17 protein-coding genes are annotated in these 13,657 nt (G+C 39.3%); 6 read left to right on the forward strand and 11 right to left on the reverse strand.

Annotated features, from left to right (window positions below):
- The first annotated feature begins 107 nt into the window (after positions 1–107).
- Positions 108–509: a nuclear transport factor 2 family protein gene (locus AC1M86_RS02740; RefSeq protein WP_481607190.1), complete on the forward strand. Its 402-nt coding sequence runs from the start codon at positions 108–110 to the stop codon at positions 507–509.
- A gap of 68 nt (positions 510–577) precedes the next feature.
- Here the strand turns inward: AC1M86_RS02740 and AC1M86_RS02745 are convergent, their stop codons facing one another.
- Positions 578–1,075 (reverse strand): ureidoglycolate lyase, encoded by a 498-nt coding sequence (locus tag AC1M86_RS02745; protein ID WP_481607191.1) that lies wholly within the window; start codon positions 1,073–1,075, stop codon positions 578–580.
- Between the two features lie 93 nt (positions 1,076–1,168).
- A complete protein-coding gene (alc, locus tag AC1M86_RS02750; RefSeq protein ID WP_481607192.1) occupies positions 1,169–2,176 on the reverse strand; it encodes an allantoicase in 1,008 nt (335 codons plus the stop codon).
- 212 nt (positions 2,177–2,388) lie between these two features.
- Here alc and hpxO point away from each other — a divergent pair, with 212 nt between their 5' ends.
- On the forward strand, positions 2,389–3,546 hold the full coding sequence (gene hpxO / locus AC1M86_RS02755; protein WP_481607193.1) for an FAD-dependent urate hydroxylase HpxO: 1,158 nt from the start codon (positions 2,389–2,391) through the stop codon (positions 3,544–3,546).
- 32 nt (positions 3,547–3,578) lie between these two features.
- On the opposite strand, the gene AC1M86_RS02760 is transcribed toward hpxO, so the two are convergent.
- The 6 genes from AC1M86_RS02760 to puuE all read right to left on the reverse strand — a co-directional run bounded on the left by AC1M86_RS02760 (position 3,579) and on the right by puuE (position 8,368).
- The gene (locus AC1M86_RS02760) at positions 3,579–4,085 is read right to left on the reverse strand and encodes a GNAT family N-acetyltransferase (protein ID WP_179999697.1); all 507 of its coding nucleotides are present in this window, start codon (positions 4,083–4,085) and stop codon (positions 3,579–3,581) included.
- A gap of 95 nt (positions 4,086–4,180) precedes the next feature.
- Positions 4,181–4,930 carry an outer membrane protein OmpK gene (locus tag AC1M86_RS02765; RefSeq protein ID WP_481607194.1) on the reverse strand — a complete coding sequence of 250 codons (750 nt, stop codon included), beginning with the start codon at positions 4,928–4,930 and terminating at the stop codon, positions 4,181–4,183.
- Between the two features lie 122 nt (positions 4,931–5,052).
- On the reverse strand, positions 5,053–6,411 hold the full coding sequence (locus tag AC1M86_RS02770) for a nucleobase:cation symporter-2 family protein (RefSeq protein WP_035264726.1): 1,359 nt from the start codon (positions 6,409–6,411) through the stop codon (positions 5,053–5,055).
- 34 nt (positions 6,412–6,445) lie between these two features.
- A complete protein-coding gene (uraH, locus tag AC1M86_RS02775; protein WP_035264724.1) occupies positions 6,446–6,772 on the reverse strand; it encodes a hydroxyisourate hydrolase in 327 nt (108 codons plus the stop codon).
- Complete coding sequence (gene uraD / locus AC1M86_RS02780) at positions 6,769–7,272, reverse strand: 2-oxo-4-hydroxy-4-carboxy-5-ureidoimidazoline decarboxylase (RefSeq protein WP_180028400.1); 504 nt, start codon at positions 7,270–7,272, stop codon at positions 6,769–6,771. The genes uraH and uraD overlap by 4 nt, the downstream gene beginning before the upstream one ends.
- Before the next feature lie 133 nt (positions 7,273–7,405).
- Complete coding sequence (gene puuE / locus AC1M86_RS02785) at positions 7,406–8,368, reverse strand: allantoinase PuuE (RefSeq protein ID WP_035264719.1); 963 nt, start codon at positions 8,366–8,368, stop codon at positions 7,406–7,408.
- A 241-nt stretch (positions 8,369–8,609) separates the two neighbouring features.
- Between puuE and AC1M86_RS02790 the strand changes: the two genes are divergently transcribed.
- From AC1M86_RS02790 to AC1M86_RS02800, 3 genes are all read left to right on the forward strand, one after another.
- Complete coding sequence (locus AC1M86_RS02790) at positions 8,610–8,969, forward strand: HPF/RaiA family ribosome-associated protein (RefSeq protein WP_035264715.1); 360 nt, start codon at positions 8,610–8,612, stop codon at positions 8,967–8,969.
- Between the two features lie 126 nt (positions 8,970–9,095).
- Positions 9,096–9,638, forward strand: coding sequence for an ankyrin repeat domain-containing protein (locus AC1M86_RS02795; protein WP_035264700.1), 543 nt, complete (start codon positions 9,096–9,098; stop codon positions 9,636–9,638).
- 12 nt (positions 9,639–9,650) lie between these two features.
- Entirely contained in the window at positions 9,651–10,418 is a 768-nt protein-coding gene (locus AC1M86_RS02800; protein ID WP_481607195.1) for a transporter, read from the forward strand.
- A gap of 61 nt (positions 10,419–10,479) precedes the next feature.
- Here AC1M86_RS02800 and AC1M86_RS02805 read toward each other — a convergent pair whose 3' ends face one another.
- The gene (locus AC1M86_RS02805) at positions 10,480–11,394 is read right to left on the reverse strand and encodes an alpha/beta hydrolase (RefSeq protein WP_035264694.1); all 915 of its coding nucleotides are present in this window, start codon (positions 11,392–11,394) and stop codon (positions 10,480–10,482) included.
- A gap of 143 nt (positions 11,395–11,537) precedes the next feature.
- On the opposite strand from AC1M86_RS02805, the gene AC1M86_RS02810 reads away from it, so the two are divergent.
- Positions 11,538–11,975 (forward strand): DUF2147 domain-containing protein, encoded by a 438-nt coding sequence (locus AC1M86_RS02810; RefSeq protein WP_035264927.1) that lies wholly within the window; start codon positions 11,538–11,540, stop codon positions 11,973–11,975.
- 48 nt (positions 11,976–12,023) lie between these two features.
- Here the strand turns inward: AC1M86_RS02810 and AC1M86_RS02815 are convergent, their stop codons facing one another.
- Together AC1M86_RS02815 and AC1M86_RS02820 are read right to left on the reverse strand one after the other, a co-directional pair.
- Complete coding sequence (locus tag AC1M86_RS02815) at positions 12,024–12,374, reverse strand: Spx/MgsR family RNA polymerase-binding regulatory protein (protein ID WP_481607196.1); 351 nt, start codon at positions 12,372–12,374, stop codon at positions 12,024–12,026.
- Positions 12,375–12,805: 431 nt separating this feature from the next.
- Positions 12,806–13,624, reverse strand: a complete 819-nt coding sequence (locus tag AC1M86_RS02820) for an exodeoxyribonuclease III (RefSeq protein WP_092766525.1) — start codon at positions 13,622–13,624, stop codon at positions 12,806–12,808.
- Positions 13,625–13,657: the final 33 nt, after the last annotated feature.

Below are 13,657 nucleotides of genomic sequence, written 5' to 3' on the forward strand. Positions count from 1 at the left end.
ACTCATCGTTTCTAGCAAAATCTTTAAATCGCTATACCAGCTGATAGTGATCTTTCACTCTCCCTTCATTAACCTCTTTTTATCCTAAGATAAAAAGAGTAAATAAAATGAGTATGATCAATTCACTTCAAATCATAGACCAAATGTTTGAGGCATTTAGGTCTCAAGATTTACAGGCTGCTGTTGCAACATTAACTGAGGATACGGTATGGATTCACCATGGCTCACAAAAACTGCCTTCAATTCGATTTGAAGGAAAAACGGGTGTAGAACAGTTCTTCAATACCAATTTCACAACCATGCATGTCGCATACTTTGATATTTTACGTATGGTCAAAGAAGGTAACAAAGTGGTGGTTTTTGGACGCGAAAAATTTACGATTGATGGTCAAGATGGTGAATTTGAGCAAAAATGGGTACAAGAGTACACCATTGAAAATGGACTGATTTCAAGAATGGAAGAATATGCGACATCGGTGAATGACAATGATTACCTAGTTGTAAAATAATAGTCAAAGATGGACATAAAATTAGATGGTCTCATGATCTGCATAACTGAGATTCATAAGCACCAGATTCAATGTGATATTTCAATTTGATCAAACTTAAACACATCACAATTAGATCCACTGCCAATCCGATCCACCACCGCAAAATCACTCGGGCTTTCAAATGTTAAAAGTGGATGATGCCAAGTCCCCGCCCGATAGTTCACACCTTGAGAGCCATTGGTTATAAAAGCTTGTAGGTTTGAAATATCGGGCTGATCCGCATTTAAGTTTGGTGCAACCACTACTAAAAACTTTTGTCCCTGCATCGGGATGAAAGCTTGTGATCCATGAGGATGACGTTCAAGCATTGAAATTTTGAACGGAATATTGGTACTTTGAATATTTCGAAAAATACTAATCCCTGCTTTGGCATCGCCAATAATTTCAGTGGTCACTAAAGCATGATAGCGCTCTGTATGCGCATCGTTAATATGAAAATAATCATTTCCTTGGCAAGCAATGACGTCACCAAAAGGTGCAAAATTTTCGGAGGTTAAAGGTTGTAGGGTAATGGTATGCTTCATAAAAATTCGCTAAAAAGATACTGCATTTTCAATTTAGAATTGAGTCGAAAATGCAGTCAAAATAAGATCACTTTAAAAGTAACAAATGCTCAACTAAGGATTCACTTTACCCCAGAGGCGAATACGACTAATCCCACCATCAGGAATCATATTTACCCGAATATGAGAAATTTTTTCGTGTCCCAATACTTCATTTACAAAGTTATGAATGTGATCCATTTGCATCGGTTGAGCATCTAATAAGAAAGGCCAAAACATACTTTGTGGAATCAATTGAGGATCCGTTGCATCTTCTATATAAATGGCTTGAATGGACACTTCAGCAGGATAATTTCCTTTAAAGTGGGCTGTATCAATCTCGATCTTTTCAATGTGACCAGCTTGCCCTAAAGCTAAAATACACCAGTCGAAACCGGGTGCACGACGGCGTGCGGTTTCCCAACCATCACCCATATTAACCCCACGTCCTGGATTGATCAGATTACGTGGATGTCCGAAGTGTGCATCACTATAGGCAATAACACGTCCACCATTTTCAAGTGCAAGCAGGTCGAGGGTTTGGCTTTGATCTTGGATTTTAACGCTGACTTCACCATATACGCGGAATCGTGCGATACCCCCATCTGGAAAAATATTTAAACGGAGATGGGTAAAGATCTGATTCATTGAAACTTCAAAGACATGGTGCTGACTTGGTCCCAATATACTATTTGGTAAAATTTGGTGCCATTCAGCATCATCTAAGTTTTCATTTGGTGCATAACACCCTTCTACTGAAGCAGAAGCTGGATAATTACCACTAAAAAAAGTGGTATCAATATCGAGTGCTTTAATTTTACCTGCAACACCTAACTGAACAATCGCCCAATCATAACCACTGTGACGTTTACGACGGGTTTCCCATCCATCCATCCACTTGCCATGATCATCAAATTTACCTTCTACAAAGATAGGCGCATCAAACTGAAGCATACGTTGAGCTTCAGCAAAAAAATCATCAGAACATGTTGTGACTTTTGCACCAATTCGGGCATCTGCAAGGTTAGTAAGTTGCTGTAAATGAGTAGGGATTTCAAATTCCGGTGCCAATAGTGTTGCCATGTCATCTTCCATTATTACTTTAAAACTTGATTCTTATCAAAAGAATGCATTCTTAGAATCGTAATGCGTTGTTATGTCGCATCTGCTTAAGGGCTTTAAAAAGAATGCACAGCATGTGCCAACCTTGCACTTATGTAGCGCTATATTGGTGGAAATGGCACGTTTTTCGCTTTAAGCAGTGGGTTAAAGCAAAAAAAATTGTGGAAGTAAAAATGAATATCACCATTATTGGTGCCGGAATGGCAGGATTAACGACCGGAATTGCGCTGAAGAAATTTGGTCATCAAGTTTCATTATATGAACAAACTGAAAAAATTTTACCCGTGGGTGCTGCGATTTCATTGTGGTCAAATGGTGTGAAATGTTTGAACTATCTAGGACTCACGGATCAAGTCGCTCAACTTGGTGGGAAAATGGATCACCTTGCTTATGTCGATGGGCTTACGGGTGATGTCATGACGCAATTTAGTTTATATCCATTGATTGAAGAAGTCGGGCAGCGACCTTATCCTGTTTCTCGCGCTGAATTACAAAATATGTTAATGGATGAGTTTGGACGTGAAGATATTCATCTTGCAAAAAAAATGATCGGACTTGAGGATCAAGGTGATGACGTCAAAATCCATTTTGCTGACGGAACACAAATAACCACGGATTTATTGGTCGGCGCGGATGGCACTCATTCGATCACGCGTGCCTATGTTTTAGGTGAGCAAGTTGAGCGTCGTTATGCCGGTTATGTGAATTGGAATGGGTTGATCGAAATTTCTGAGTCGCTGGCACCTGCTGATCAGTGGACCACCTTTGTGGGAGAAGGGAAGCGAGCTTCTTTAATGCCAGTCGCAGGTAATCGTTTTTATTTCTTCTTTGATGTACCACTTGAATTAGGTTTGGAAAATAATCGTAATCAATATAAAAAATTATTGAAACAATATTTTGACGGTTGGTGTCCGCAAGTACAAACTTTGATTGATGCTATTGATGAACAGCGAACCAATCGTGTTGAAATCCATGATATAGAACCATTTGCAGATTTCTATAAAGGGCGAGTTGTGATTGTTGGCGATGCAGCACATAGTACAACACCTGATATTGGGCAGGGCGGTTGCCAAGCGATGGAAGATGCCATTTATTTGGCTCGGGCATTACAGATTAATACATTGGGAATTCAGGATGCGTTAAGACGTTATCAAAACAAACGTAATGAACGCACTGCTGAAATGGTATTGAGAGCGCGTAAACGTTGTGATGTGACGCATATGAAAGACGAATCGATTACTCGTGAATGGTATGAGGACTTAAGAAAAGAACAAGGACCTCATATTATGAAAGGTATTATCAGTAATATTGTTGGAAATCCTTTGGATTAAGAGATTTTAACTAAAAGGGCTAAATGCCCTTTTTAAGTATTTAGATTCAGTTGGAATAAGACGAGATTGCGCCAAGATCCAAATTTTTGTCCGACTTCTGGTAAATAGCCTGTTTGTTTAAATCCAAAGTATTCATGTAATTTGATGGATGCAAAATTTTCATGATCTATAGCAGCGATCATGACATGAATTTTATGTTGGCTTGCGTGTTGAATTAAATGTTGGAGTAAAGCTTTGCCTAAACCCAAACGTGTAAAATTGGGATGAATATACACAGAGTGTTCGACAGTTTGTCTAAAACCACTGATCGCTCTAAATGTACTATATTCAGCATAACCTGCAATTTGTTGGGTGAGTTCGTTTTCAACCACAAAAATAGGGAAATGATCTATTAGATGCTGACGATACCAATTCTGATAATAATAAATGTCTTGATCTTGCTCATTCCATGTTGCAAAACCATTCAGAATTTCATCGTTGTAAATATCTTGGATTTGAGTTAAATCCTGTTCAGTTGCGAAACGAATTTTAAAAGACATTTTTTATTCTAATCGTCAGTATTTATAACTTTATTTTGATTATTGAGCATAAAAAAAGCAAGACACTAGTCTTGCTTTTTTATTATAAATATCAATTAGAAATGATATTTAACCAATGCGCTTACATCGTTTTGGTCTTGACCTTTTTGACCGAATTTATTGTTCCAGACAGAGTGTTCAACACCTACATACAATTTGGTTTTTGGAGAGATATGTTTACCAACATTCCATTTATATTGGCTTGTCCAGTTCAATTCACTCGCATGACCAAGACCTTCATTTGTAGACCAATCAAGGAATGCATCTGCCAAGAATTCTTCATTGCCTAGCTTGAATGGAACAGCGTAAGTGATCGTCATTTGGTAGTCATCTTCAGTCAAGTCATTGTCAACTCGATAGAAGTTAATATTTGCATATTGCGTGTAAGGAATATCTAAAGCAAAGCCTACGCCATACAAGAAGTTATTGAACTCAGTATTGTTGTTATAACCAGCGTTGTGTTCCCAAGTCGTTGCAATCAATACATCTTTGATTGGACCAACGCTTAGTTTTTGGCCAGAAACTTCACTTAAACTTAATCGTGGAGCTAATTCAAGATAAGTTGAATCACCATCTTTTCCGCCCCATTGTTGATCGACGAAAAAGAAAACATCCGAGTACTTAAGCTTTGCAGCATATTCAGCAGTGATGGTATAGCGTTCACCTTCTTGTTGAGAGAAAGGGTTTAGGTAGTTATCGCCATAAAGACCAGTTAGGCTGAAATCTTGCCAAACAATTGGACTTGCTTGAGTAAACGCTGCTGTAGAAGCTAATGCGCAAAGTGCTGCGATTTGATTAAGTTTCATAAAAGAATCCCCAGAGAAAGCGGTAACAGAATAACGATTCTTTTGCAAAAATAAAGCCAAAAGTGGATGAAAGGAAAAATTAATGCCCACGTATGCAGGCATTGATACAAAGATGGTTTAAATTAATGATGAGAATCAATTATTTGTTTACTTTTAATGCTAATTTTCGGTCCAAATAATTTTAAGTGATTAAATAATATATTGAGGATTATCGCCATTAAGCAGGTTGAGCTAATACCCGAATGGAACAAGGTTTGGACCCATTTTGGGAAGTCGGAATAGAACGAATGGTCAATAATGGGTACCATTCCTGCAGCAATGGAAGTCGCGACAATAATTAAGTTTTTCTGATCGTTATAATCAATTTTTGCCAGTGTACGGATACCACTCGCGGCTACTGTACCAAATAAAACAAGGCCAGCACCCCCAAGTACAGGCACAGGAATCGCTGCAATAAAACGCCCCATCACTGGGAGTAATCCAAGTACGACCAGAATTATCCCGCCAGCAGCGACAACATAGCGACTTTTAATCCCTGTTATTGCAACTAAACCAACGTTTTGCGCAAACGCACTTTGCATAAATGAACCAAAGATCGGTGCTGCTGCACTTGATAACATATCTGCGCGTAGACCATCTGAAATACGTTTTGAATCTACATCGGTACCGATAATTTCACCGACTGCAATAATATCAGCTGTAGTCTCAGTCATAATCACGAGGGTAACAATGATCATGGAAAGTATTGCTGTAAACTCAAAGGTCGGCATACCAAATGCAAAGAAGCTAGGAACCTGTAACCAATGACCTTCCCCAACTTTGCTAAAATCACCAAAGCCAAACATAAATGCTAAGACAGTGCCAAGAATAATTGCCAGTAAAATTGAAAGGCGTCGAATTGTGGCACTGCCAGCCATATTCAATATTATGACAATTGCAAGCGTCGCTAACGCTAAACAAATATTTTCAGCACTTCCCCAATCAGGTGCACTTTTATTGCCGCCCATCATCCAACGCACAGCAACTGGCAGGAGTGATAAGCCTATGATTGTAATTACACAGCCTGTAACAACTGGGGGAAAAAATCGAATAATTTTAGAGAAGTAGGGCGCTAAGAAAAAACCTAAAAGGGATGCCACAATGACGGCACCATAGACTGCCTGTAATCCGCCACCTGTGGTGACAATTGCGACCATTGTGGCTACACCAGCAAAAGAGACACCCTGAACCAAGGGCAATTGTGCGCCAATATGTTTAACGCCTATGGTTTGTAAAATTGTCGCTAAGCCACCGACAAATAAAGCAGCAGCGATGAGTAGCCCAATTTCCATACCTGATAAGCCTGCAGCCGTACCCACGATCAGAGGAGGCGCTATAATGCCACCATACATGGTTAAAACATGTTGTAAGCCATAAGCAGCACTTTTACCAGCACCAAGATATTCATGTTCGGGTGATTGTTGTTGTTCGTGTGCAGTCATAATAAATCCCTCTATATTTTAAATTTGCGAGTGCTCAGCTGCCACGATAGGTGGAGTAGGCATAAGGGCTAATGAGCAAGGGAATGTGGTAATGTTGGTGAGCATCGTTTACTGAAAAATGAATGACGGCTTTAGGAAAAAAAGTTGGGATGTTCTGCGCTGAGAAATAAGCTTGTGTCATAAATTCGATGCTGTATTCAGCGACATCAATTTGATCGAGTCCAAAATCTGCTGCTGTCACACGTCCATCAGAATTGGTTTTGGCTATCGCTAATAACTCTCCAGACGCAGAAAAAAGCTTAACTTCAACATTACTTGCAGGACGTCCAAGGTGGGTATCTAAAATATGTGAGCTGATCATGCTTGAATTTCCTGTGAGAGGCGCAGTAAAGCAATTTCTAAAAGTTGGCGATGGACGATTCTTTTTTCAGTCTCAAAATCGTTTAGCAAGCGGTATTCCAATGCTGTCAGAATCTCTTCACTATTCAAACCAGAAGCTTTAATCAGAAAAATAAAACCGAATTTTTTTTCATAGGCCAAGTTGCCTTTATATAACGCATCTAGAATTTCTTGATCATGTGTGATGCGTGCTTGTTCACGCCTTGAAAAAGTTTGTTCTTGTTCTGATAATTCAAGTTTTGCTTTTCTTTCGCCAATCCTTGGGTGTGTATTTAGGGCTGCTAAAATTTCATCCCATGTCCATGTAATGGCATGTTGTTCAGCATACTTTAATAGTCCTTCTCGTGTGTCAAAAGGACCGTAATGAATGATTTCCTCGCCCCATCGTGGGATATGAACACATTGCAATAAAAATGCTTTCTGATGTTCAACAGATGTTTGATTAAATTCTGAAAGCAACACAATTCAAACCTATACATTGAAACTTTAGGCTTAAATTGCAATAACAATGCCAACGTAGATTTGGTGGAAAAAGTGACTGAAAAAAGATCAAAAGAGCACCTTATAAAGCACTCTTTTTCTCGTGAATGTGAAATTATGGTGCGAAATGATCGATCCAATGTTGCGCAATATCTCCACGACGACAAATCCAAACATGTTCATGAGATTGAACATAGTCTAAGAACTGTTGTAGTGCCTTGAAGCGTCCTGGGCGTCCTAAAAGACGGCAGTGCATCCCAATAGACATCATTTTTGGTGCAGTTTCCCCTTCGGCATACAAGACATCAAAGGCATCCTTTAGATATTGATAAAACTGTTCACCATGATTGAAGCCACCTGCTGAACTAAACTTCATGTCGTTGGTGTCCAGGGTATAAGGAATAATTAAATGCGGATGCTGCTCGCCATTGGGATGGGTGAGCTGTGTCCAAAAAGGTAAATCATCGCCGTAATAATCGCAGTCGTATTTGATTTGAGGAAATTCAGTTAAAAGTTGACGTGTGTTGGGACTATCTCGACCTGTGTACCAACCGATTGGGGCTTGTCCGAATAGCGTTTCAAGTACACAAATGGCTTGATCCATATGCTGCCTTTCGGTCTCAATATCCATATTCTGATAATGCAACCAACGTTGACCATGAGATACCACATCGTAATCCGCAGATTTAATTGCTTCGACCACATCTGGATGACGTGCCAAAGCCATTCCCACACCAAAAATAGTCATGGGTAATTGACGTTTCTTGAACTCATTATGAATACGCCAAAAACCGACTCTTGACCCATACTCATACATAGAATCCATTGACATATGCTTAGCATTAAAACTGGCAGCACCAACGATTTCAGATAAAAATTGCTCTGAACCTTGATCACCGTGCTCAATGTGGTTTTCACCACCTTCTTCATAATTTAAGACAAATTGCACTGCGATACGCGCTTGATTAGGCCAATGAGGATGAGGTGGATTCGCCCCATAACCTCTTAAGTCTCTGGAATAAGGTGCATTTTGAATCGAATCAATAAGCGCCTGTCCGCGTAAGTAAGTACTTGTCACAATGAGTAATCCTTTTATTAATTTTTTAAAATACCACTTGCATATTTTTGAGTTAGGCCCGATATTCAAAGTATAAGGACACGGTTCTGCAGACTCAAAAAGTGTTCATCATTCAATGTGGAGGGACGTATTCCAAACAGTAATTGAAGATGTTCGATGCAATTAGATTGCAAGCTACAAACGTGCCAAGATAAAAAGTTTTGCACAAAAATGATTCAGAAGAAGAGTGAGGATGATATTTATGAACATAGAAATCCGTACAGATAAGAATATTCAAAACAGTGAGCGATTAATTGATTATGTACGTGCAGAACTAAATACAGAGTTTCAACGCCATAGTGAAAGAATTACCCATTTTTCGGTTCATTTAAGTGATGAAAATGCCCATAAAGGCGGTGCAGACGATATTCAATGTATGATCGAAGCTCGCCCAGCTGGACTAAAACCAGTTGTGGTCAATCACAGAGGTCATAATATCGACACAGCGATTCATGGTGCGATTGACCGATTAAAGCGTAGTCTTGAACATGTATTCGAGAAAAAAGAGAACCCTCGTGGAGCGCCCATCCAACTGAAAGAAGATGAAGTGGATGTGGAATAGCAAAAAGCCCTTCGGGGCTTTTTTTTTTGAATAAAATTTTGAATGAACAGTTTTGATTTATTTAATTGAATAATGATCTGCATTATTAGGCATAATGTCGTTATAGATAAATAGTAGAGAAAGTAAATGCTAACAGCACATCAACAAGTGTTTTTACAGGCCTTAGAAGAATTAGACCTAGCACAGGTACAGCGCCTGTTAGCAGAAGGTTTAGATCCAAACTTTATCGCAGGAGAGAAAGGCCCTGCGGTTTCTGTGTGGTCAGACACTTTATTTCAATGGTGGGAAGAAATTTGTGAAGCGTATGAGCAAGGAAATGCGCTTTCAACAGAAGAAAAACAACAGAAATTACAAGTACATCTTGATATTCTAGATGCACTGATTGCAGCGAAAGCTAATTTCCATTTATGGGATGCAGAGGAATGTTACGGCCCACTTTGGGATGCTGCGAGTGCTGCATGTGTGCCTGCAGTTCAACGCTTACTTGATCATCAAGTTGATCCTAATACCAAAGATGAAGAGGGGAATACCATTCTGAGTTCAATTAGTGATTTATTTTTCGACTGCGATTTTGATACCATTGATTGGTCACAGGCTTTACCGGAAGAACGTGAGACACTCGAGTTATTACGTAGCCGTGGCGCAAAAATGACGAAAGAATTAAATTAATTTGGGTGCCCCATGACAAAATTAAAACAACTGAGCTTGATACTTTGCTCAACCGCGAGTGTAAGTGCGATGGCTGCAGATTTTGCCTTCGATCGACCTGGTACGAGTTTCAGCACAGGCATTACGCCCGTAGGTCAATTGGCATGGGAGCAGGGACTTCCAACTGCACAGTATGTTGAAAGTACTGAAAATGGTTTTAGAAATAAATCATTGCGACTCAATGCTGATGTCCTGTTGCGTACGGGATTGAGTAAGAATACTGAGCTTCAATTGGGTTGGGATGGCCCAGCGTGGGAGCGGACCCGAATCCAAAATCGAACTGATGACCATGATGGTTTAGGTGATGTTTCTGTTGGGATTAAGCATCACGTTGACTTACAAGATGATCAACTGAAAATGGCAATTTTGGCACAAGCTAAAATCGCAACAGGAAATGATCGTTTTACTTATGTTGATGATATTTATACTTTGGGCTCATCTGTTGAGTATCAATATAACGATACTGTAACGACAGGAATAGGAATGTTCTATTCGGCTCAAAATAGTGACTGGTCGGTGACTGCTGTACCTACTATTGGGTATAAAATCGTGGGTAATTTATCGGGCTATTCTGAAGCAGTATTTACCAAGAAAGAAAGCCAAGAGCGAGAGTATGGACTGGCATCTGGTTTAATCTATGCCTTGAATGATCGTGCGCAGTTAGATGCAAGCATCGGTGTAGACCTAAGTGGATCCGATCGAAGTTATCATGGTGGATTTGGTGTCTCATACTTATTCTAAATGAATAAAAAAGGAGTAGCTTACGCTACTCTTTTTTATGTTTACTTCAGTTTTGATTCAATCAGTCTTTATCCAAACGATGGGCAAACTCTGCGATATCGGTCAAAGCTTGCTTTGCTTCATCAAACCAAGCGCTAAACATTTGGAAGTTATGCCACATACCGGTGTATAACTTAAACTCAACATCCACTCCAGCTGCTTTAGCCTTTTCTTCAAATCGCGTAGAGTCGTCTAACAAAATTTCTTTTGAACCCACCTGAACCAATGTCGGTGGCAATCCTTTGAGATCTCCAAAAATTGGGGAAATTTCGGGAATTGAGACATCTACACCTTTAGGAACATAATGATTTATGCCTGCTTCTAAAGCTTCAATTGACAATAAAGCATCATGCTTTTGATTGTAGCGTAGAGATTCACTGGTCAAAGTTAAGTCAAGAAAGGGTGACATTAAAATCAAGCCACTTGGAAGAAGTTTTGGATTTTCTTCTTTTAAACGTAAAGCCAGTGCAAGTGCTAAATTGGCACCACAAGAATCGCCAGATAAAATAATATCTTTCGGTTGAGCACCTTGCTCTACCAATAATTGGTACACATCATAGATTGCTTCTCCGAGATCGGGGAAACGTTGTTCAGGTGAAAGAGGGTAATCGATATGTAGCACTTGCATTTGAGTCCGAAGTGCCATTTCAGTCATCAATGCGCGATGTGTATTTAACGATCCTAAAAAGAATGCGCCACCATGAATGTGAAAAATGAGCTGAGTCGTTTCAGGTTGAGGCAAAATTTCTTCGGCACGAATACCTGCGATTCTTAGTTTTCGAATACTGACATCTTTGGACTGTGGAAAAACACGCGTCATCTGCTCTAAGGCAACACGAAGTACGGTGGGGGGAAGATTAAAGCGACTCGGAAAGCGAAGACTCGTTTTTAAAAAAGACTCTGTTATGTATTGTTTCAAAACCGGATTGATCTTCATTGTTTTTCCATATTAATGAAATTATGTTTATTATCAGCACACAGCATTACAATGGTACACTAAATAGTCACATTCAAAAATTGCTTAAATGTTATCAATTTTTAATAATATTAAAGTCAATTCAGCAAGGGAAACAAAAAACAATGAAAAAAATTGCACTAGCGTTAGGATTACTCGCTTCAGCAGTATTTGCAAATGCTGCAGATCCACTCAATGGTACCGTGTGGAATACGATTGATGAGAAAACTAAAAAAGCTAAAGCTTTTGTAAAATTCACTGAACAGCCAAACGGAACATTGAATGCAACGATTCAGAGTGTTGTCACACCGGGTCAAGAAAATTCATGTACGAACTGTGAAGGTCCCTATCACAAGAAATCTTTAAAAGGTTTAACCATTGTGAAGGGTCTTAAAAATGTAGGTGGAACGAATTACGATGGTGGTTCAATCTTAGACCCACAATCTGGAAAAACTTACAAATTGAAGGGTTCATTGAAAGACGGTGGTCAAAAGCTCGAACTTCGTGGTTTCATCGGCGTATCAGCGCTTGGTCGTAACCAAACTTGGGTACGCGTGAACTAATTTAAGATTCATAAAAAAGCCGAGTAGTTGCTCGGCTTTTTTTATTTCTTATTTCTTTAATGCTTTTATCGCATTCTCATCAAAACCTACTACATAGCCTGATTCAGTAGTGATCACTGGTCTTTTAATAAGGCTCGTATGTGTAGTCAGTGCTTCAATCAAACCCTGTTCAGATGCAAGGGCAATTTGTTGATCTTCCTCAGACAATTTACTCCAAGTCGTTCCCTTTTTATTGAGGACAAGTTCAGCACCAAGATCCTTTAGCCATTTTTGTACTGTTTCAGCATCAATACCTTGTTTCTTATAATCGTGGAACTCATAACTAAGCCCCAACTCATTGAGTAAATCGAATGCTTTTTTCATCGAGTTGCAATTTTTAATGCCGTAAACTTTAATCATCTCTAACAGTCTTATTCATTGTGATCAGTCTAGAGCTTAGCAAAATTTACGCAAAAACATAAATGTGATCAGAATATTTTAAATAGGTTTGAAATCTACAGTGTGGCTTCATGGTGGTTATCAATAAAATGGTGGAAAATTTCTTATCTTAAAATTTGTATTGATCTTTTAAATAGAGAAAACCCGCATTAAATCATCCTGATCATGCGGGTCTCAATTCAACGTCCAATGTCTTCATCCTTGGAAAATAAACCGAAATTTATTTTCTTTTCATCCTACGGCTTCCAATCCCTATTGTCATCCTGACATGTCCCTGTGCCGTGCGACAATAATGCACTGAATTAGTCGGAATAAAAATACGTTAACACGACAAGATTTGTGAGCAATTAGCGTGCATTTAGTAAACAGTTGTTCACTCAGTTTGCACGGCACTAAATTTTATAATCGATAATGACAGGGGCATGATCACTAAACCACGTTTCTTTATATACCCATGCATTCACAGTACGATCTTTCCAATCTGGTGAGCAAGCTTGATAGTCAATCCGCCAACCCACGTTCTTGGCACGGGCTTGCCCTCGGTTTGACCACCATGAATAAAGTTCTGCTTCTTTACGCACTTCACGGAAGGTATCGACATAGCCTAAATCATCATAAATATGATCGAGCCATGCACGTTCATGTGGTAAACAACCTGAAGCTTTTTGATTGCCTGACCAGTTCTTAATATCAATGCGTTTATGTACGATATTGTAGTCACCGCAAACAATCACAGATTTACCTTCATCACGCCATTGTTTCAAGATCTGCTTGTATTCATTTAGAAAGTGATCTTTACGGGCTTGTGCTTCTTCACCAGAAGAACCTGATGGTAAATAGAGTGAGCAAATATGAGCTGTTTTCTCTAAGCCTAGATCAAATTCTGCTGAGATAAAACGACCTTGTGAATCAGCCAATTCAAAACCCAGACCATCGGTAACTGAGATAAACGGCAAACGACTATAGATTGCGGTACCAGCATAGCCAGGACGCTCAGCTGGGAATAGGTGTGTATACCAACCTTCTGGCTTAAATTTATCTGTCCATTGTTCGTGTGTAATACGGGATTCTTGCATGCAAATGACATCGGCATCTGAAGTTGCCATCCAGTCAAAAATACCTTTTTTTTCTGCAGAACGAAGACCATTTACGTTGATTGATACGACACGTAAAATTTTTTGATCACTAGGATAGCTACTCTTTGGTATCATGCTCGAGTTTAACCTCAATTTAATAAATGGAGC

The organism is Acinetobacter sp. ANC_7654 (assembly GCF_056779855.1).

Bases quoted from the DNA above. Each gene is read 5' to 3' on its own strand.
- AC1M86_RS02765 (WP_481607194.1), bottom strand. From the start codon at position 4,930: ATGAAACTTAATCAAATCGCAGCACTTTGCGCATTAGCTTCTACAGCA.
- AC1M86_RS02790 (WP_035264715.1), top strand. From the start codon at position 8,610: ATGAACATAGAAATCCGTACAGATAAGAATATTCAAAACAGTGAGCGA.
- AC1M86_RS02820 (WP_092766525.1), bottom strand. From the start codon at position 13,624: ATGATACCAAAGAGTAGCTATCCTAGTGATCAAAAAATTTTACGTGTC.
- AC1M86_RS02740 (WP_481607190.1), top strand. From the start codon at position 108: ATGAGTATGATCAATTCACTTCAAATCATAGACCAAATGTTTGAGGCA.
- AC1M86_RS02815 (WP_481607196.1), bottom strand. From the start codon at position 12,374: ATGATTAAAGTTTACGGCATTAAAAATTGCAACTCGATGAAAAAAGCA.
- AC1M86_RS02770 (WP_035264726.1), bottom strand. From the start codon at position 6,411: ATGACTGCACACGAACAACAACAATCACCCGAACATGAATATCTTGGT.
- AC1M86_RS02760 (WP_179999697.1), bottom strand. From the start codon at position 4,085: ATGTCTTTTAAAATTCGTTTCGCAACTGAACAGGATTTAACTCAAATC.
- alc (WP_481607192.1), bottom strand. From the start codon at position 2,176: ATGGCAACACTATTGGCACCGGAATTTGAAATCCCTACTCATTTACAG.
- AC1M86_RS02795 (WP_035264700.1), top strand. From the start codon at position 9,096: ATGCTAACAGCACATCAACAAGTGTTTTTACAGGCCTTAGAAGAATTA.
- AC1M86_RS02810 (WP_035264927.1), top strand. From the start codon at position 11,538: ATGAAAAAAATTGCACTAGCGTTAGGATTACTCGCTTCAGCAGTATTT.
- AC1M86_RS02800 (WP_481607195.1), top strand. From the start codon at position 9,651: ATGACAAAATTAAAACAACTGAGCTTGATACTTTGCTCAACCGCGAGT.
- AC1M86_RS02805 (WP_035264694.1), bottom strand. From the start codon at position 11,394: ATGAAGATCAATCCGGTTTTGAAACAATACATAACAGAGTCTTTTTTA.
- AC1M86_RS02745 (WP_481607191.1), bottom strand. From the start codon at position 1,075: ATGAAGCATACCATTACCCTACAACCTTTAACCTCCGAAAATTTTGCA.
- hpxO (WP_481607193.1), top strand. From the start codon at position 2,389: ATGAATATCACCATTATTGGTGCCGGAATGGCAGGATTAACGACCGGA.
- uraH (WP_035264724.1), bottom strand. From the start codon at position 6,772: ATGATCAGCTCACATATTTTAGATACCCACCTTGGACGTCCTGCAAGT.